The organism is Rhodococcus sp. PAMC28707 (genome assembly GCF_004795915.1).
GTDB lineage: Bacteria > Actinomycetota > Actinomycetes > Mycobacteriales > Mycobacteriaceae > Rhodococcoides.
Genome location: NZ_CP039253.1, coordinates 42601 through 61092 on the forward strand (window position 1 = coordinate 42601; position 18492 = coordinate 61092).

Consider the following 18492-nt stretch of genomic DNA (forward strand, 5'->3'; position numbering starts at 1 on the left):
GACACGTGACCCGCTACATCGAAGCGATCAGACGCTCCACGCGTTCGTCGACCGAACGGAACGGATCCTTGCACAGCACGGTGCGCTGTGCCTGGTCGTTGAGCTTGAGATGTACCCAGTCCACGGTGAAGTCGCGTCCTGCTTCCTGCGCGGCGGTGATGAATTCGCCTCGCAGCTTCGCGCGAGTCGTTTGCGGTGGCAGATTGACCGCCTCGTCGATTTGTTCGTCTTCGGTGATGCGTTTGACCAAGCCTTTGCGTTGAAGAACGTCGAACACCCCGCGACCGCGCTTGATGTCGTGATACGCCAAGTCGAGTTGAGCGATCTTCGGATCGGACAGCTCCATCGAGTAGCGATCCTGGTAGCGCTGGAACAGCTTGCGCTTGATCACCCAGTCGATCTCGGTGTCGACCTTCGCAAAGTCCTGCGCTTCCACGGCGTCGAGAGTGCGGCCCCACAGATCGACCACTTGCTCCACCTGCGGGTCGGGTTCGCGGGACTTCAGGTGTTCGACAGCTCGCGCGTAGTACTCACGCTGGATCTCCAATGCGCTCGCCTGACGGCCACCGGCCAGGCGGACAGGCTTCCGGCCGGTCAGATCGTGGCTTACCTCGCGAATCGCCCGAATTGGGTTGTCCAGAGCGAAGTCTCGGAAGGAAACGCCCGCCTCGATCATTTCCAGAACGAGCGCAGCGGTACCGACCTTGAGCATGGTGCTCGACTCGGACATGTTCGAGTCACCGACGATCACATGCAGACGCCGGTACTTCTCGGCATCGGCGTGTGGTTCGTCTCGGGTGTTGATGATCGGTCGAGAGCGCGTAGTCGCGGAGGACACACCTTCCCAGATGTGTTCGGCCCGCTGAGAGAGGCAGAACGTAGCAGCTTTGGGGGTCTGCAAAACCTTGCCGGCACCACAGATCAATTGGCGAGTCACCAGGAAAGGCAGCAAGACGTCGGAGATTCGGGAAAACTCCCCTGCGCGTGCCACCAGAAAGTTCTCGTGGCAGCCATAGGAGTTGCCAGCCGAATCGGTGTTGTTCTTGAACAGGTAGATATCGCCGCCGATACCTTCTTCGGCGAGACGCTGCTCCGCGTCGATCAGCAGGTCTTCGAGCACGCGCTCACCGGCTCGATCGTGCGTGACGAGCTGCAGAAGGCTGTCGCACTCGGCCGTCGCGTACTCCGGATGCGAACCGACGTCCAGATACAACCGCGCACCGTTGCGAAGGAAAACGTTGGAGCTACGGCCCCAGGACACGACGCGGCGAAACAGATAGCGGGCCACTTCGTCGGGACTCAGCCGCCTGTGCCCGTGAAAGGTACATGTCACACCGAACTCGGTCTCGATGCCCATAATTCGTCGTTGCACACTTCGACAGTACAACGACACAGCACCTACCTGGGGTCCGAACGTCCCGACTTCTGTCGTGTCCAATCGCTCCGCATAGGCTCGAACTGTGAAGCACAGGCCATCGCGACTACCCGACCTGATCCATACCTGGGACGTAAGACTGTTCGATCGCATTGCCCTGAGCCGCGCGTCCGCTGCCGATCCGGTGCTGCGCGAACTCAGTACGTCCGCGAATCACAGTCTTCTGTGGGCGGCCTCAGCAGGCCTGCTCGCTGCCCGCCCCGGCCCGGCGCGTCGTGGCGCTGTTCGCGGACTTCTTGCCGTCGCCGGCGCAAGTGCAGTCGCAAACGGCGTTCTCAAGCCACTCCTACCGCGCACCAGGCCAGGGTTCGAGCGGACTCCACTCGTCCGGCGCCTGCTGTCTCCACCCGAGTCGTCCTCGTTCCCGTCCGGGCACTCCGCGTCGGCGGCGGCATTCGTCGTCGGGGTGTCCCTCGAATCACCGCTCGCAGGAGCGCTTGTGGCTCCGTTGGCAGTCGCAGTCTGCTATTCGAGGGTGCACACCGGCGTCCACTGGCCATCCGATGTCGTCGCCGGCGCTGCTCTGGGTGCGGGAATCGCCCTGTCGACCAAAAGGTGGTGGGCGGTTCGCTCAGAGGAAGCAGCGGAGCTCGGCACTTCCATCGAAGCGCCTGCGTTGCCGAAGGGTAGAGGGCTACTGGTCCTCAGCAACCCTGGTTCCGGGACGAACGACGACATGTCCGCCGTGATCAGCAAGATGCTCCCCGAGGCCGAACTATTCACCCCGGATACCGACACCGATTTCAACGAACAGCTCGAGAAGCGCATCAGCGGAGGGAGACCGCGAGCACTGGGAGTCTGCGGCGGTGACGGCACGATCGTCAGCGTGGCGGAATCAGCTGTTGCACACGAACTCCCGCTTGCAGTATTCCCTGGAGGAACGCTGAACCATTTCGCCCGGGACGCCGGAGTAGCCAGCGTCGAAGCGACGGTGCATGCCATCGAGAGTGGATACGCATCGCGGGTCGACCTGGCATCGGTGATCGTCGATGGTTCTCGGTCTGTTCATTTCGTCAACACGGCAACGTTCGGCGGGTATCCGGATTCCGTACGACTTCGAGAACGCTTGGAAGGCAAGATCGGTAAATGGCCTGCAGCGGCGGTAGCGATGATCCGTGTTCTGGCGGCGGCGGAACCCTTGAAGGTTTCCCTCGACGGCCAACCGAAATCGGTGTGGATGCTGTTCGTCGGGAACGGCCAGTACCACCCCAGTGACCAGGTTCCGATGTCTCGACGCTCCATCGGTTCTGGCACGCTCGATGTTCGGTATCTTCCATCGGAGCCGTTTCTGTCGCGCACGCGACTGCTGATCGCAGCGTTGACCGGCACGCTCGGAACTTCGGCGACCTATGCGCATTCCGTTGCTCGAACGTTGAGTGTGAAGGTCACCGGCTCGGAGGTTGCACTCGCGACCGACGGTGAAGTAACCGCTGACGGTAGTGAATTCGCCTTCTCCACCGAAGACAACGGCCTCGTACTCTACCGCGACAGGTAGCGCACGAGGCCGGTTCGCAACAACTCAATCAGCCGTCGAGGTCTCGGAAGCCGTTGCGAGATTCGGCAACATTTCCTGCAACGCCGGGCCCGCTATGCGTCGAAATGCACGCCGGGGGCGAGCTTGATCGAGAACGGCGACTTCGAGGGAACTGACTTCGAGAACTTTCTTCTCGGAGTCAGTTCCGGTTGTAGTGGTCGACACCGTGCCCTGCGCAAGTGCGTCGACTGCGATTTTTACCGCAGCGCTGAGGTCGAGCCCCTGCCGGTAGGACGTCCGCAGCGCGGTCACGATCGGTTCGGTAGTGCCGCCCATGACGACGAACTCTTTCTCGTCGACGATCGAACCGTCATAGGTGATTCGATACAGCTGCGTCGACGACGGCTCGTCGGAGTGACCTACCTCGGCAACACAGATCTCCACCTCGTACGGCTTGAGTTGCTCGGTGAAGATCGTGCCTAGCGCCTGGGCGTAGGTCTTGGCGAGAGAACGTCCGGTGACGTCACGCCGGTCGTAGGTGTAGCCCTTGGTATCAGCGTGCAGAATCCCAGCCTTGCGGAGGTTTTCGAACTCGTTGTACTTGCCTACGGCTGCGAAACCGAGTCGGTCGTAGAGTTCGCTGACCTTGTGGAGTGCCGAAGAGCGGTTCTCGGCGACGAACAACACACCCTCGGCGAAGGTCAAGACGATAACACTTCGACCTCGTGCGATGCCTTTGCGTGCCAGCTCCGAGCGATCGCGCATGATCTGCTCGGCAGATGCGTAATACGGCATCGTCATGACGAAAGCCCCCCGTCCTGAGCGCGCTCGGCTATTACTGCCCGAGCGGCATCGGCAATGCGTGATTCGGCAACGTCGACCGCACCGACACTCGTGATGGTGACGGCAGTCGGATAGATTCCGCGCGTCACGTCCGGTCCACCAGTCGCGGAGTCGTCATCTGCTGCGTCGAAGAGGGATTCCACGGCTGCACGCAGCGCGGCTCCTTCGTCCATACCCGGTGAAATCAGCTTCTTCAGTGCCGATTTCGCGAAAAGCGATCCTGAACCCACCGAGTGATAACCGGATCGCTCTTCGTACCTGCCGCCGACCACGTCGTAAGAAACAATGCGACCAGCAACCTCGGGATCGGCTGCGTCGACGTCGAATCCGACCAGCAGGGGCACCGCTGCCAGGCCCTGCATTGCGGCACCCAGGTTGCTACGGACCATCGAAGACAGCTTGCTCGCCTTACCGTTGAACGTAAGCGGGACGCCCTCGATCTTCTCGTAGTGTTCGAGTTCGACGGTGAACAGACGCACGAGTTCGATTGCGATGCCTGCAGTCCCGGCAATGCCCGCCGCCGAGTATTCGTCCGTGACGAATACCTTCTGCATGTCCCGGTTGGCAATGAGATTGCCCTGCGTCGCACGACGATCGCCGGCAATGAGAACGCCACCGGCGAAGGTAACCGCGACGATGGTCGTACCGTGGGGCGCCAAATCCGACATCGTCACGAAATCGCCTGCACTTCCGCGTGGATCCGCACCTGCTTCCGGCGAAAATCTATTGCCCGGAAGCAGGTGCGGCGCATGATCACGTAGGTGGTCGGTGAACGATGAGTGATGCGAGCCGAATGTCGGCAGCAGATCATCGAGCACAGACGCCGTCCGGTCCAACCTCACTGGCCGCCCTTCTGAACGTAAGCACGTACGAAGTCTTCGGCGTTTTCTTCGAGCACGTCGTCGATCTCGTCGAGTAGGTCGTCGGTTTCCTCTGCCAGCTTCTCGCGCCGTTCCTGACCACCGCCGGTCTCACCGGGGACCTCATCGTCGCCGTCGCCACCGCCAGAGCGTCGTGTCTGCTCTCGAGCCATAGTCGCCGACCTCCTTACGTATTCGCAGTACCTGCTCGGACCTTCACCCTACCGATTCGGCGCTGGGACGGGTGGCAAGACACCAGATCAGGCAGGAGCGGAGCATGCGGAGTGACCCAGGTCAGGCAGGAGCGGAGCATGCGGAGTGACCCAGGTCAGGCAGGAGCGGAGCATGCGGAGTGACCCAGGTCAGGCAGGAGCGGAGCATGCGGAGTGACCCAGGTCAGGCAGGAGCGGAGCATGCGGAGTGACCCAGGTCAGGCAGGAGCGGAGCATGCGGAGTGACCCAGGTCAGGCAGGAGCGGAGCATGCGGAGTGACCCAGGTCAGGCAGGAGCGGAGCATGCGGAGTGACCCAGTTCAGGCAGGAGCGGGAGCCGCGTGGGTCAAGTGGTGAGTTGTTCGACGAGTTCTGCGGCAGTGTCGGCGGACTCGAGGAGTGCCCCTACATGCGCTTTGCTGCCCCGCAGTGGTTCCAGTGTCGGTATCCGTACCAAGGAATCGCCGCCGAGGTCGAAGATCACCGAATCCCAGCTTGCGGCTGCGATGTCGGCGCCGAATTTACGTAGAACCTCACCGCGGAAATAGGCCCTGGTGTCGGTCGGCGGGTTGGTCACTGCGTCGAGGATCTGCTGTTCGGTGACAAGGCGCTGCATGGATCCGCGCGCCACGAGTCGATTATAGAGGCCCTTGTCGAGCCGCACATCCGAGTACTGAAGATCCACGAGATGCAGCCGCGGCGCTGACCATCCGAGGCCTTCGCGCTGCCGAAACCCTTCGAGCAGGCGGAGTTTCGCCGGCCAGTCGAGCAGATCCGAGCATTCCATCGGGTCGCGTTCGAGTAGGTCGAGGACCATCGCCCATTTTTCGAGGATGTCCGCAACCCGTGGGTCGTCGTTGCCTTCTCCGGCTACGAACTTGGCGACGCGTTGATGGTAGATCCGCTGCAATGCCAATGCTGTCAGTTCTCGACCGTCGGTGAGTGCGACGGTTTGCCGCAGTGTCGGGTCGTGGCTGATCTGGTGAACTGCGGTGACGGGACGCGCAAGCTGAAGGTCCGATAGGTCGACGCCTGCCTCGATGATGTCGAGGACGAGCGCTGTCGTTCCCACCTTCAAATAGGTCGCCATCTCGGCAAGGTTGGCGTCGCCGATGATGCAGTGCAGTCTCCGGTACTTGTCTGCATCTGCATGCGGTTCGTCCCGGGTATTGATGATTCCGCGCTTGAGTGTCGTTTCGAGGCCAACTTCGACCTCGATGTAGTCGGCGCGTTGCGACAGCTGGAAGCCTGCTTCGTCGCCGGACTGACCTATACCTACCCGGCCCGATCCGGTGAAGACCTGACGGGACGCGAAGAACGGCGATAGGCCGGCAATGACAGCCGAGAAAGGTGTCGCGCGGGACATGAGGTAGTTCTCGTGAGTTCCGTACGACGCGCCTTTGCCGTCGACGTTGTTCTTGTACAGCTGGAGTCGCGGGGCACCGGGCACGCTGGAGGCATGCCGTGCCGCGGCCTCCATCACCCTCTCGCCTGCCTTGTCCCAGATGACTGCATCGAGCGGATCACATACTTCTGGTGCCGAGTACTCCGGATGTGCGTGGTCGACGTACAGCCTTGCACCGTTGGTCAGAATCATGTTTGCGGCGCCGATCTCGTCGGCGTCGATGATCGGCGCAGGTCCGCTGAAACGGCCGAGATCGAATCCACGAGCGTCACGCAGGGGCGACTCGACCTCGTAGTCCCAGCGGGTTCGCTTCGCCCGAGGCACTCCGGCTGCGGCTGCATAGGCCAGCACTGCCTGAGTGGACGTGAGAATCGGGTTGGCCGTTGGATCGGTTGGGGAGGAGATTCCGTACTCGACCTCGATGCCAATGATGCGCTCCATACATCCGAGCCTAGGTGATAGCTGGGTCTGCAATCGAACGAACAGGCCGGACCGGATCGATACCGGCGCAGCATTGCGTCGTATCAGCGAAGGCGACGTGCCGTTTCTTCGTGAAATCAGAACTGCTCGACACACCTACCGAACGAGCGGCGTGTGCGTCGAGCAGTTCTGGACGACGATATTAGCTACGAGAAACTTGGTTGCTACAGGTACTGCCCCGTGTTCGATTCGGTGTCGATCGCGCGGGAAGCACTTGCGTTCTTGCCGGTGACCAGGGTGCGAATGTAGACGATCCGCTCGCCCTTCTTCCCCGAGATCCGAGCCCAGTCGTCCGGGTTCGTGGTGTTGGGCAAGTCCTCGTTCTCGGCGAATTCGTCGACGATCGAATCGAAGAGATGCTGAACGCGAAGTCCTGGGATCCCCGACTCGAGGACAGACTTGATCGCGTACTTCTTCGCACGGTCGACGATGTTCTGGATCATGGCTCCGGAGTTGAAGTCCTTGAAGTACAGGACTTCTTTGTCTCCATTTGCGTAGGTCACTTCGAGGAACCGATTGTCGTCGCTTTCCGCATACATGCGGTCCACTACACGTTCGATCATTGCCCGGATGCAGGCAGTCCGATCCCCGCCGAATTCTGCGAGGTCGTCAGAATTGACCGGTAGTGAATCGGTCAGGTACTTCGAGAAGATGTCCTGAGCCGACTCGGCATCGGGGCGCTCGATCTTGATCTTCACATCGAGCCGACCGGGACGAAGAATCGCCGGATCGATCATGTCTTCACGGTTGGACGCACCGATGACGATGACGTTCTCGAGTCCCTCGACGCCGTCGATCTCGGCGAGAAGTTGTGGGACGACCGTTGTCTCGACGTCCGAGGACACCCCAGAACCACGGGTACGGAAGATGGAATCCATCTCGTCGAAAAACACGATGACGGGCGTACCCTCGGAAGCCTTTTCACGCGCACGTTGAAAGATCATCCGGATATGCCGCTCGGTTTCACCGACGAACTTGTTCAGCAGCTCTGGACCCTTGATGTTGAGGAAGAACGATTTTGCTTCCTTGGCATCCTGGCCGCGAGATTCGGCAATCTTCTTGGCCAGCGAGTTCGCGACAGCCTTGGCGATCAGCGTCTTACCGCAGCCGGGTGGGCCGTAGAGCAGTACTCCCTTGGGGGGCCGTAGGGAGTACTCGCGGAACAGATCCTTGTGAAGAAACGGAAGCTCCACCGCATCGCGGATTTGCTCGATCTGGCGGCCGAGACCACCGATATCTTCGTATCCGACGTCCGGCACTTCTTCGAGCACCAAATCCTCGACCTCGGCCTTGGGTACACGCTCGAAGGCGTATCCGGCTTTGGTATCCACCAGGAGCGAATCGCCGGGCCGCAGTTTGCGGGACGGCTCGTCCGGATCTTGGGGAAGGGTGTCGTTGACCATGTCGAACAGCGGCTTGGCGAGCCACACCACACGCTCTTCGTCCGCGTGACCCACGACCAGAGCGCGGCTGCCGTCACCGAGCAGCTCTCGGAGCGAACAGATCTCCCCGACTTGCTCGAACGATCCCGCCTCGACGATCGTCAGCGCCTCGTTCAACCTCACCGTCTGGCCGGGCGCGAGTGAGGCTGCCTCGACGTTGGGCGAACACGTCAGCCGCATTTTGCGACCGGAAGTGAACACATCCACCGTGTCGTCCTCGTGCACCACCATCAAGATGCCGTAACCGCTGGGGGGTTGTCCGAGCCGATCGACTTCTTCACGCAGCGCGATGAGTTGCTGACGCGCTTCCTTGAGGGTGTCCATCAATTTCGAGTTTCGTAGCGACAACGAGTCGATACGGGTCTCGAGTTCACGGACACGCTCCGGCGATTCCCCGAGTTGACCGAGTTGTCGCCGTAATGCCGCAGCCTCGGTACGAAGCTCGTCGAATTCAGCCCGCGCCGCAGCCGATTCTGGATTGTCCGTTGAGCTCATGAGCGACTCCTCCCAGTCCGATCTTTCAACGCTACCGGCACAGCGACCAAAGCGCGTGTGGACGCGTTCGAGTGTTGTCGGCCGGGTGACGAATAGAGCCATCGAAGACTTCGTAAAGCCATGTTAGCCTCGCCTGGCCTAGCGGCCTGAGAGCCCCGCCAGAAAGAGGCTCCACCAGTGAGGATGCGAGGTTTTTGGGTGCTGATTGCACCCTCGCAACAGTGATGGCCGTTGCCGGTTGCCGCGACAGCGAAGGTTCCGATCACGCTGATCACAGTTCGGACTCCACCGTCGATACACCCGAAAACGACGTTCACCGTGTGCGGTGCCGGCAGTCAGGCAACGTGGACCTGGCATTGGGCCACGAGCCTGTACCGAGAACTGTCGAGATCCGTCAGCCCTTGCCGGATCGACGCTGAGGCTTCGGGGTAACGGTCCCGGCTGCCAGTTTGCGAGCGCTGATCAAGAATGCGGTGTGCCCCTGCATACGATGCTCGGGGCGCACTGCCAATCCCACGACGTGCCAACCGCGGACGATGGACTCCCACGACTTCGGTTCGGTCCAGCATTCTTGCGCGCGCAGAGCTTCGACGACGCGTGAGAGTTGCGTTACCGTCGCGACGTAGACGATCAACACCCCTCCGGGGACGATCGCATCCGCGACGGCGGGCAGGGCATCCCACGGCGCGAGCATGTCGAGAATTGCGCGGTCAACCGTCTCACCGGGATGATCCGCGGCGAACTGATCGATGTCGGCCACGGTCAAATCCCAGTTCGACGGCCGCTCGCCGAAGAACGTTTCGACGTTCTTCACGGCATAGTCGGCGTGGTCCTGCCTGATCTCGTACGAGATGACGGTGCCCTCGGATCCGACCGCCCGAAGCAGCGAACACGTCAGCGCACCGGAACCCGCTCCGGCTTCCAGTACGCGCGCTCCGGGAAACACGTCGCCCTCGTGGACGATCTGCGCAGCATCCTTGGGGTAGATGACCTGTGCGCCGCGCGGCATCGACAGAACATAGTCGGTCAACAGTGGGCGAAGCGCCAAATACGGCGTGCCGTTCACGGACGTGACGACGCTGCCCTCGTCGGCACCGAGGAGCTTGTCGTGGGTGATTCCGCCGCGGTGAGTATGGAACTCCTTGCCGGGCTCGAGTACCACCGTGTAGTGCCTGCCCTTGCCGTCGGTCAGCTGGACTCTGTCGCCGGTGCGGAACGGTCCGCTCCTGGCGGGTCCGGCACTTTCGGTGGGCTCAGGAACCGCATCGTGTGTGGGAGCTGGGCCGGATGCAGGAACTGGGTCGGATGCGAAAGCCTCCTCGGATGATTCGATTTCGCCCGAAGACACGCTCTCGTCCGAAGACACAGCCATTCCCACTTTCTAGTACTTGCAGCTCAACCATCCGCCCGCGCGTAAATCTGCATGGGAAGGCGGCCGCCGATCCGGATATTCGGAAGCGACTCGACCGCCCAGACTACGGCCTTCCCCGATTCTGTCGGGGCAGGGGCTTACCCTGCCCTATGTGAGTATTTTGGAATTGCCGGCGCAGCCACGTCCGCGCCGGAGTAGGCCCGCACTGTCGCCCTCCCGCGCGAACGACTTCAAACAGTGTCCTTTGCTCTACCGATTTCGAGCAGTGGATCGTCTTCCCGAGAAGTCCACCACAGCTCAGGTCAAAGGAACCGTCGTTCACGCTGCCCTCGAAGCGCTGTACGCAATGCCAACCGAGACAAGGAATTCCGACACTGCGGTCGAGTTGGTGTCCCCCGCGTGGGATCGTGTGCTCGAAGAATCACCGGAACTGGACGCACTGTTCGAGGATAAGGAACGCGAGACACTTCTCGACCAAGCGCGCGCACTGGTGGCCGGGTACTACGAGATGGAAGATCCGACCAGATTCGATCCGGAGTCTTGTGAACAACGGGTGGAGATCGAACTGGCCGACGGCACTCCTCTTCGCGGATTCATCGATCGAATCGATGTTGCACCCAATGGCATGATCCGTGTCGTCGACTACAAGACAGGCAAGTCTCCTCGTGAGTTCACCGAGGCCAAGGCGCTCTTTCAGATGAAGTTCTACGCACTGGTGATCATGCGGATGCGCAGCGTCGTGCCCTCCCAGCTCAAGTTGATGTACCTCGGTGACAAGAAGTCGCTGACCTACACACCCGACGAGGAAGAATTGATTCGGTTCGAACGGATGCTGTCGGCGATATGGAAGGCAATTCTCGAGGCAGGGCAGTCCGGCGACTTTCGACCGAAGCGAACCAAACTGTGCGGGTGGTGCGATCACCAGGCCGTATGTCCTGAGTTCGGTGGCACTCCCCCGGCCTATCCAGGGTGGCCGGACGAACTTCAGGATCAGAACCTGCTCGTGTCGGAGATGAGCCTGTGACCTCGAGCGAGCACACCCCGATCTCCGCGACCCCCGCTGCCCAGACCGAGCCGGACGCATTCTTCGTGCCCCTCGGGCTCAACGCTCAGGGCAACGAGGTGTTCTCCACGACTCGTCGTACGGTGAGCTTGTGGGCACCGACCATGCAGCACGGCGCACCCCCATCGGCCTTGCTCGTTCGGGCTCTCGAGCGTGTCGCACCGCGCGAGGACGTACGCGTGAGCCGGGTCGTCGTCGAATTGCTCGGCCCCGTGCCCATCTCGGAAATCGAAGTTCGCTCCTGGGTCGATCGACCGGGCGCGAACATCGAACTCGTCGTTGCCGAATTATGGGCTCGGTCTCCTGATCGAGTCGATCGGGACGGTGTTGTCCGCGAGGGTGTCGAACGCGCGGTTGCCCGAGGCACAGCGTGGCGGATGAGCACCGTCGACACCTCGAGCGAGTCCCACCAAGCCGACTCGTCCTTGAAACCCCTGTCGGAGGGCATAAGTCACAACTGGGGAGGAATCTGGAAGTCCGGGTATCTCGACAACATCGAGATGTTCGCGCTCACCGAACTGGGCGGTAACGGACCAGGACAGGTATGGGCAAGGCCTACACCAGCTTTGGTATTGGGCGAGGAGATGACGCCCCTCGAAAGATTGTTCTCGATTGCCGATATCGCGAACGGTATCGGTGCCAAACTCGACCTGAACCGGTGGACCTTCCTCAATACCGATCTCACCGTCCACATCTTCCGCGTACCGGAGGGTGAGTGGGTCGGAATTTCGGCCGAAACGTCCACCGGGCCAGATGGGTTCGCAATGTCTGCCGGTGTGCTACACGACGAACGAGGGCCGATCGGTCGTATCGCACAGACAGTGCTGGTCAGACCGCGCCCATAGGGGCGAGATCCGACTGGTCAGAAGGCGCGACAGGACCTGATATCCGAAGCGAGAATAGCTTTGGCTCCCAGGTCCGCCAGTTCGTCCATGACGCTGTTGTGCACCTTGCGAGACACCATTGCCCGCACCGCAACCCAGTTGTCGTCGACCATCGGTGAGAGCGTCGGGGATTCGATGCCGGGCGTGATCTTGACGGCCTCTTCGAGAATGGACTTCGGGCAGTCGTAATCGAGCATGAGGTACTGCTGCGCGAACACGACGCCCTGTACGCGAGCGATCAACTGCTTCCGAACCTTGTCGGTGTCCTCGCTACCTGCCCGCGAAATCAGAACACCTTCCGAATCACACAGGGACTCACCGAACGCGACCAGATTGTGTTGCCGCAAGGTACGACCGGAGCCAACGACATCGGCGATGGCGTCGGCGACACCGAGCTGGATGGAGATCTCTACGGCGCCGTCGAGTCGAATGACCTCTGCAGTAAGGCCGCGACGAGCCAGGTCTGCTCGTACGAGGTTCGGGTACGAGGTTGCGATTCGGAGTCCGTCGAGGCTCTCCGCCGTCCATTCTTTTCCTGCCGGCGCAGCATATCTGAAGCTGGATCGCCCGAAGCCGAGGGCCAAACGCTCATCGACGGGGGCACCTGAATCGAGTGCAAGATCGCGGCCGGTGATGCCGAGGTCGAGCTCGCCGGAGCCGACGTAGATGGCAATATCTTTCGGGCGCAGAAAAAAGAACTCGACCTGATTGGCTGGATCGAGGACTGTGAGATCACGAGCGTCGGTCCGGCGCCGATATCCGGCCTCGGACAGAATCTCAGCGGCAGATTCGGAGAGCGAGCCTTTGTTGGGAACTGCTACACGCAACATGGAGTTTTCCTGTTCGGGGGTTTCGGTCGGGAATCGTCGGGGCGGAGCTCACAGATGTCGGTAGACATCTTCGAGTTCGAGGCCCTTACCCACCATCAACACCTGAACCCAATAAAGAAGCTGGGAGATCTCCTCGGCGAGCGCTTCATCGCTCTCGTGTTCCGCGGCGATCCACACTTCGCCTGCTTCTTCGAGGATCTTCTTTCCTTGCGCATGCACGCCTGCATCCAACGCAGCGACGGTGCCGGAACCCTCAGGGCGTGTCGCGGCGCGATCGGTGAGCTCGGCGAACAGGGATTCGAAGGTCTTCACGGGTTGTGATTCTTTCATGACGAAGTAGTGGAACGCGCATCGCACCACGCCGAGGAGAGTTCGTCGGCGGTAAGCCCGACGAGCGAGCTGCGTACGACATAACCCGCACGAGGGGTTACCGCGAGTTCGGAGGGCACAAAAAGCACGGAACAACCGGCGCGATGAGCGGACAACGATCCGGTCGGTGAGTCCTCGACAGCGAGGCAGTCCTCCGGAGCGACACCGAGTAACGAGGCCCCGCGGAGATAGGGCGCAGGATGCGGTTTGCCGGCCTCGACTTCGTCGCCGCTCACAGTGGCGTCGAAGTAGTCACGGCCGACGGTATCCAACGCGTACTCGACCAGGCCCCGCTCGGTGTTGGTCACCAGAGCTGACCTGAGACCGAGATCGCGGACCAGCGCAAGAGCGTCCTTGGCACCGGGGCGCCACGAGATTCCCTCGGCGAACAACACAGCGACACGGTCGGTGAGCCAGTCCCTTGCGGTGGCCAGCGACTGATCGGTCACCTCGGTGCCGGTGTGGGCGAACACTGTGCGGAGGGCGTCCTGCATCGAATTTCCGAGAGTGCTCTCGCGAACCTCCGGCGTCAGTTCACGTCCGAGATCGAGGGACAGTTCCTCGACCGCGACGTCCCAGATCTTCTCGGAATCGAGCAAAGTTCCGTCCATGTCCCACAGCACAGCCCGCAGACGGCGGTCAGAAGAGTCAGACATTGAAATACTTGGCCTCCGGGTGATGAAGAACGAATGCATCCGTGGATTGCTCTGGATGCAGTTGTAGTTCTTCCGACAGCTTGACGCCGATCCGTTCGGGTTCGAGAAGGGCAGCCAACTTGATGCGATCCTCGAGGTCCGGGCACGCACCGTAACCGAACGAGTAACGCGCACCACGGTATTCGAGTTTGAAGTATCCCTCGGCCTCGGTCGGGTCCTCGGCCGCAACACTCGCACCACTGGAAAGCTTCAGTTCTTCACGGACTCGACGATGCCAATACTCGGCGAGTGCCTCGGTCAGCTGCACACCGATGCCGTGCACTTCGAGGTAGTCACGGTACGAGTCCGCAGCGAACAGTTCGTTTGCGAAATCCGCGATCGGCTGCCCCATCGTGACCAGATTCATCGGAAGGACATCCACCTGACCAGATTTCGTGGCGTCTTTCCGCGACCGAATGAAGTCGGCGATGCACAGGAATCGATCACGATTCTGACGTGGGAAGGTGAACCGGAATCGTTCGGGCGCATCGACGCGCGGCTCGGTCAGTACGACGACGTCGTCACCTTCCGAGACCGCCGGGAAGTATCCATAGACGAGGGCCGCATGCGCGAGAATGCCGTCGGTGCTGAGACGATCCAGCCAATACCGTAGTCGCGGTTTGCCTTCCGACTCGACGAGGTCCTCGTACGTTGCTCCTTCGCCCTTGCGCGCGCCACGCAAGCCCCACTGGCCGAGAAAGAGTGCGCGTTCGTCGAGTAGTTCGGAGTAGTCGGACAACGACACGCCCTTGACGATGCGAGTCCCCCAGAACGGCGGAGTCGGAGTCTCGATATCCGTCGCGACGTCCGAACGCTCCGGCACCACGATAGGAACCTCGTTCGCCTTGCGCTGCTCGGCGATTCGACGTGAGCGTTCGTGGCGGGCCTTGCGCTCTTCGGTTTTCGCCTTGGCCGCCAATGCCTCTGGGCTGTCCGGCGCCGGCCCACCTCCACGCTTGGTCGTCATGATGGTGTCCATCAGGCTCAGACCCTCGAACGCGTCGCGGGCATAGTGGACATCGCCTTGGTAGACGTCCTGTAGATCGTTCTCGACATAGGAGCGCGTCAAAGCTGCGCCACCGAGCAGCACCGGAAACTTCTCGGCGACTCCCCTGTTGTTGAGTTCGATCAGGTTGTCCTTCATGACAACCGTGGATTTGACCAGCAGTCCCGACATGCCGATGACGTCGGCACGCTTGTCGATCGCCGCTTCCAGAATTGTCGCGATCGGCTGTTTGATCCCAAGGTTGACGACCTCGTACCCATTGTTGCTGAGAATGATGTCGACGAGGTTCTTGCCGATGTCGTGCACGTCGCCCTTGACGGTGCCGAGGACGATTCGCCCTTTGCCGTCGTCGTCCGACGCTTCCATGTGGGGTTCGAGGTACGCGACAGCGGCCTTCATCACCTCAGCGGACGCCAACACGAACGGCAGCTGCATCTGACCGGAGCCGAACAACACTCCAACGGTCTTCATGCCCGACAGGAGCGTTTCGTTGATGATCGCCAGCGGTGGCTTTTCCTTCATTCCCGCATCCAGATCCGCTTCGAGTCCGTTGCGTTCACCGTCGACGATGCGCCGCTCGAGCCGCTCGAACAGCGGCAATCGGCCAAGTTCTTCGGCACGAGACTCGCGTGCCGACGCCGCCGAAACCCCTTCGAAGAGCTGCATTAGCTTTTGCAGCGGGTCGTACCCCTCGGATCGACGGTCGTACACCAAATCGAGTGCAATCTCGCGATGCTCGTCGGGGATCTTGTTCATCGGCAGAATCTTCGATGCGTGCACGATGGCCGTGTCCAACCCGGCCTGGGTGCACTCGTGCAGGAACACCGAGTTGAGGACCTGCCGTGCAGCGGGATTCAAACCGAAGGAGATGTTCGACAATCCGAGCGTGGTGTGCACCCGGGGATAGAGTTCCTTGAGTTGGCGGATGGCCTCGATCGTTTCGATTCCATCGCGTCGTACTTCTTCCTGCCCAGTGGAAATCGGGAAGGTGAGTGTGTCGACGATGATGTCTTCCTGACGAAGACCCCAGTTGCCGGTGATGTCCTCGATCAGGCGTGCGGCGACGCGGACCTTCCACTCGGCGGTGCGTGCCTGACCTTCTTCATCGATGGTCAGGGCGACGACAGCAGCGCCGTGCTCCTTGACGAGCCGCATGATCTTCTGAAAACGCGAGTCCGGGCCTGCTCCGTCCTCGTAGTTGACCGAGTTGACTGCGCTGCGACCACCGAGATGCTCCAGTCCGGCTTCCAGTACGGCAGGTTCGGTGGAGTCGAGCATGATCGGCAACGTGGATGCCGTTGCAAGACGACTGGCGAGTGCAGCCATGTCAGCGGCCCCGTCCCGGCCCACGTAGTCGACGTTCAGGTCGAGCATGTGTGCGCCGTCGCGAGTCTGGTCCTTGGCGATGTCGAGGCACTTCTCGTAGTCCTCGGCGAGCATTGCGTCGCGAAATGCCCTGGAACCGTTGGAATTGGTACGCTCGCCGATCACCAGGATGCTGGAATCCTGTTCGAAGGCCACAGCCGAATAGAGCGAGGAAACACCCGGTTCCGGGGTGGGCGTGCGCTCGGCCTGGCGGGTGCCGTGAACGAGATCGGCGACCTGACGAATGTGCTCGGGCGTCGTTCCGCAGCACCCGCCGACCAGCGATAGACCGTATTCGGAGACGAAGCCGCTCAGTGCGATCGCCAACTCGGGCGCGGTCAGTGGATATTCGGCTCCCCTGGCTCCCAGAGTGGGTAGCCCGGCGTTCGGCATGACGGACACCGGCAACCTCGAGTGCTTCGACAGATGCCGAAGATGCTCACTCATCTCTGCGGGTCCAGTTGCGCAATTCAGCCCGATCATGTCGATACCGAGTGGCTCCAGCGCAGTCAGCGCTGCGCCGATCTCACTTCCGACGAGCATGGTGCCCGTGGTTTCCACGGTGACGTGCGTGATGATCGGAATGCGCGCACCCAGCTTGTCCATCGCGTGCTGGCTACCGATGATTGCCGCTTTGACCTGAAGCAGGTCCTGGCAGGTTTCGATGAGAATTGCATCGGCACCGCCGTCGATCATGCCGAGCGCGGCCTCGGTATATGCATCACGTAGGCGTGCGAACGGCGCGTGACCCAGCGTCGGAAGTTTGGTACCCGGGCCCATCGAGCCCAGCACGAATCGGTCCATCCCGTCGCGACCGGGACCCATCTCGTCAGCCGTTTCACGCGCGAGACGTGTCCCCTTCTCGGCCAGTTCGCGGATCCGATCCTCGATGTCGTAGTCCGCCAGGTTCGGAAGGTTGCAACCGAAGGTGTTGGTTTCGACGGCGTCTGCGCCCGCATCGAAGTAGGCGCGGTGGATCTCACGAAGTACATCGGGACGGGTGTCGTTGAGAATCTCGTTGCAGCCCTCGAGACCGATGAAGTCGTCGAGCGTCAATTCGGCGTCCTGCAACATAGTCCCCATCGCACCGTCACCGATGACAACGCGCGAACGAATCGCTTCCAGCAGACCGGTCTTGTGTAGCGCAGGCATTGCTACAGCCTAGTGGTCACACAGCGATACCCAAGACGGGCCGGGCTGGTCGTAGGCTGTCGTGGTGAGTCCCCGAAACAGCGACGGCAATATTCCAGCTGACAACGACGTTACAGAACGCGACAATTCAGACAACGCTGCAGAAGCGCTGCTCGAAGCCGTCTCCGATGTTGTGTCCAATTCCACATCGTTATTCGTCTCCGAAGACGAAAATTCGGACGTCGAGCCGGAGCTTCCCACGCTGCGCGACCCGATTCTGGTGGCCGCATTCGAGGGCTGGAACGACGCGGGGGACGCAGCGAGTGGCGCCGTCGAGCATCTGGAATTGATCTGGGATGCCAGTCCGTTGGCTGAGCTGGACTCCGAGGACTACTACGACTACCAGGTGAACCGTCCGACGATTCGACAGGTCGAGGGTGTCACCAGAGAAATACAGTGGCCGTCGACGCGCTTGTCGGTGTGCTCGCCCCCCGGCAGCAGCAGGGACGTCGTGTTGCTGCGCGGTATCGAACCCAACATGCGCTGGCGGAGCTTTTGCGACGACCTGCTCGAGTTCATCGAGCAACTCGGCGTGGACACCGTGGTCATCCTCGGCGCTCTGCTCGCAGACACCCCGCACACCCGACCGGTACCGGTGACGGGAAGTGCGTACAGCGTCGAGGCCGCCGAACGTTTCAACCTCGAGCAGACTCGATACGAGGGGCCGACGGGCATCACCGGTGTCCTACAGGACGAATGCGTCAAGGCAGGCGTTCCGGCCGTCTCGTTCTGGGCAGCCGTGCCGCACTACGTGTCGCAGCCACCCAACCCCAAGGCGACCGTGGCGTTACTCCAGCGCGTCGAGGATGTACTGGATATCGAAGTTCCGCTCGGTGAGCTCCCTTCCCAGGCCGAGGACTGGGAAGAAGCCGTCAACGAAATGACCGCGGAGGACGAGGAAATCAGCGAATACGTTCGAACGCTCGAGGAGCGCGGAGATGCCGAGGTGGACATCAGCGATGCGATCTCGAAGATCGACGGCGACGCCATCGCAGCCGAGTTCGAGCGTTATCTTCGACGTCGGGGGCCCGGGAACTTCGGGCTGTAGCGGAACTCGGTCCGGGTCGCAGT

Annotated in this window: 15 protein-coding genes; 4 read left to right on the plus strand and 11 right to left on the minus strand. The window is 61.3% G+C overall.

Annotation, left to right across the window (positions count from 1 at the left end; all coding sequences use genetic code 11):
* Positions 1-13: 13 nt before the first annotated feature.
* Positions 14-1372 carry a Pup--protein ligase gene (gene pafA, locus E5720_RS00155; protein WP_176224717.1) on the minus strand — a complete coding sequence of 453 codons (1359 nt, stop codon included), beginning with the start codon at positions 1370-1372 and terminating at the stop codon, positions 14-16.
* Positions 1373-1460: 88 nt separating this feature from the next.
* Here pafA and E5720_RS00160 point away from each other — a divergent pair, with 88 nt between their 5' ends.
* Complete coding sequence (locus E5720_RS00160) at positions 1461-2930, plus strand: phosphatase PAP2 family protein (protein ID WP_247596102.1); 1470 nt, start codon at positions 1461-1463, stop codon at positions 2928-2930.
* Between the two features lie 24 nt (positions 2931-2954).
* Here E5720_RS00160 and prcA read toward each other — a convergent pair whose 3' ends face one another.
* From prcA to E5720_RS00190, 6 genes are all read right to left on the minus strand, one after another.
* A complete protein-coding gene (gene prcA / locus E5720_RS00165) occupies positions 2955-3710 on the minus strand; it encodes a proteasome subunit alpha (protein WP_136168999.1) in 756 nt (251 codons plus the stop codon).
* Positions 3707-4594, minus strand: a complete 888-nt coding sequence (gene prcB, locus E5720_RS00170) for a proteasome subunit beta (RefSeq protein WP_136169000.1) — start codon at positions 4592-4594, stop codon at positions 3707-3709. The genes prcA and prcB overlap by 4 nt, the downstream gene beginning before the upstream one ends.
* Positions 4591-4785 carry a ubiquitin-like protein Pup gene (locus tag E5720_RS00175; RefSeq protein ID WP_136169001.1) on the minus strand — a complete coding sequence of 65 codons (195 nt, stop codon included), beginning with the start codon at positions 4783-4785 and terminating at the stop codon, positions 4591-4593. Before E5720_RS00175 ends, prcB begins: the two co-directional genes overlap by 4 nt.
* Positions 4786-5170: 385 nt before the next feature.
* Positions 5171-6670 carry a depupylase/deamidase Dop gene (gene dop, locus E5720_RS00180; RefSeq protein WP_136169002.1) on the minus strand — a complete coding sequence of 500 codons (1500 nt, stop codon included), beginning with the start codon at positions 6668-6670 and terminating at the stop codon, positions 5171-5173.
* Positions 6671-6873: 203 nt separating this feature from the next.
* Positions 6874-8646: a proteasome ATPase gene (arc, locus tag E5720_RS00185; RefSeq protein WP_136169003.1), complete on the minus strand. Its 1773-nt coding sequence runs from the start codon at positions 8644-8646 to the stop codon at positions 6874-6876.
* 394 nt (positions 8647-9040) lie between these two features.
* Positions 9041-10018 carry a tRNA (adenine-N1)-methyltransferase gene (locus E5720_RS00190; protein ID WP_247596103.1) on the minus strand — a complete coding sequence of 326 codons (978 nt, stop codon included), beginning with the start codon at positions 10016-10018 and terminating at the stop codon, positions 9041-9043.
* Positions 10019-10169: 151 nt separating this feature from the next.
* Between E5720_RS00190 and E5720_RS00195 the strand changes: the two genes are divergently transcribed.
* Both E5720_RS00195 and E5720_RS00200 read left to right on the plus strand, forming a co-directional pair.
* Positions 10170-11042 (plus strand): RecB family exonuclease, encoded by an 873-nt coding sequence (locus E5720_RS00195; RefSeq protein ID WP_348769841.1) that lies wholly within the window; start codon positions 10170-10172, stop codon positions 11040-11042.
* Between the two features lie 65 nt (positions 11043-11107).
* Positions 11108-11926, plus strand: a complete 819-nt coding sequence (locus tag E5720_RS00200; protein WP_247596262.1) for a thioesterase family protein — start codon at positions 11108-11110, stop codon at positions 11924-11926.
* A 17-nt stretch (positions 11927-11943) separates the two neighbouring features.
* On the opposite strand, the gene hisG is transcribed toward E5720_RS00200, so the two are convergent.
* Genes hisG through metH form a run of 4 tightly spaced genes read right to left on the minus strand, consistent with a single transcriptional unit; the run spans position 11944 to position 17382 of the window.
* On the minus strand, positions 11944-12795 hold the full coding sequence (gene hisG / locus E5720_RS00205; RefSeq protein WP_136169004.1) for an ATP phosphoribosyltransferase: 852 nt from the start codon (positions 12793-12795) through the stop codon (positions 11944-11946).
* A gap of 48 nt (positions 12796-12843) precedes the next feature.
* Entirely contained in the window at positions 12844-13125 is a 282-nt protein-coding gene (locus tag E5720_RS00210; RefSeq protein WP_179142431.1) for a phosphoribosyl-ATP diphosphatase, read from the minus strand.
* The gene (locus E5720_RS00215) at positions 13122-13820 is read right to left on the minus strand and encodes an HAD family phosphatase (RefSeq protein ID WP_136169005.1); all 699 of its coding nucleotides are present in this window, start codon (positions 13818-13820) and stop codon (positions 13122-13124) included. Before E5720_RS00215 ends, E5720_RS00210 begins: the two co-directional genes overlap by 4 nt.
* A complete protein-coding gene (gene metH / locus E5720_RS00220; RefSeq protein ID WP_136169006.1) occupies positions 13813-17382 on the minus strand; it encodes a methionine synthase in 3570 nt (1189 codons plus the stop codon). The genes E5720_RS00215 and metH overlap by 8 nt, the downstream gene beginning before the upstream one ends.
* A 172-nt stretch (positions 17383-17554) precedes the next feature.
* Here metH and E5720_RS00225 point away from each other — a divergent pair, with 172 nt between their 5' ends.
* Positions 17555-18469, plus strand: a complete 915-nt coding sequence (locus E5720_RS00225; protein WP_136172316.1) for a PAC2 family protein — start codon at positions 17555-17557, stop codon at positions 18467-18469.
* Positions 18470-18492: the final 23 nt, after the last annotated feature.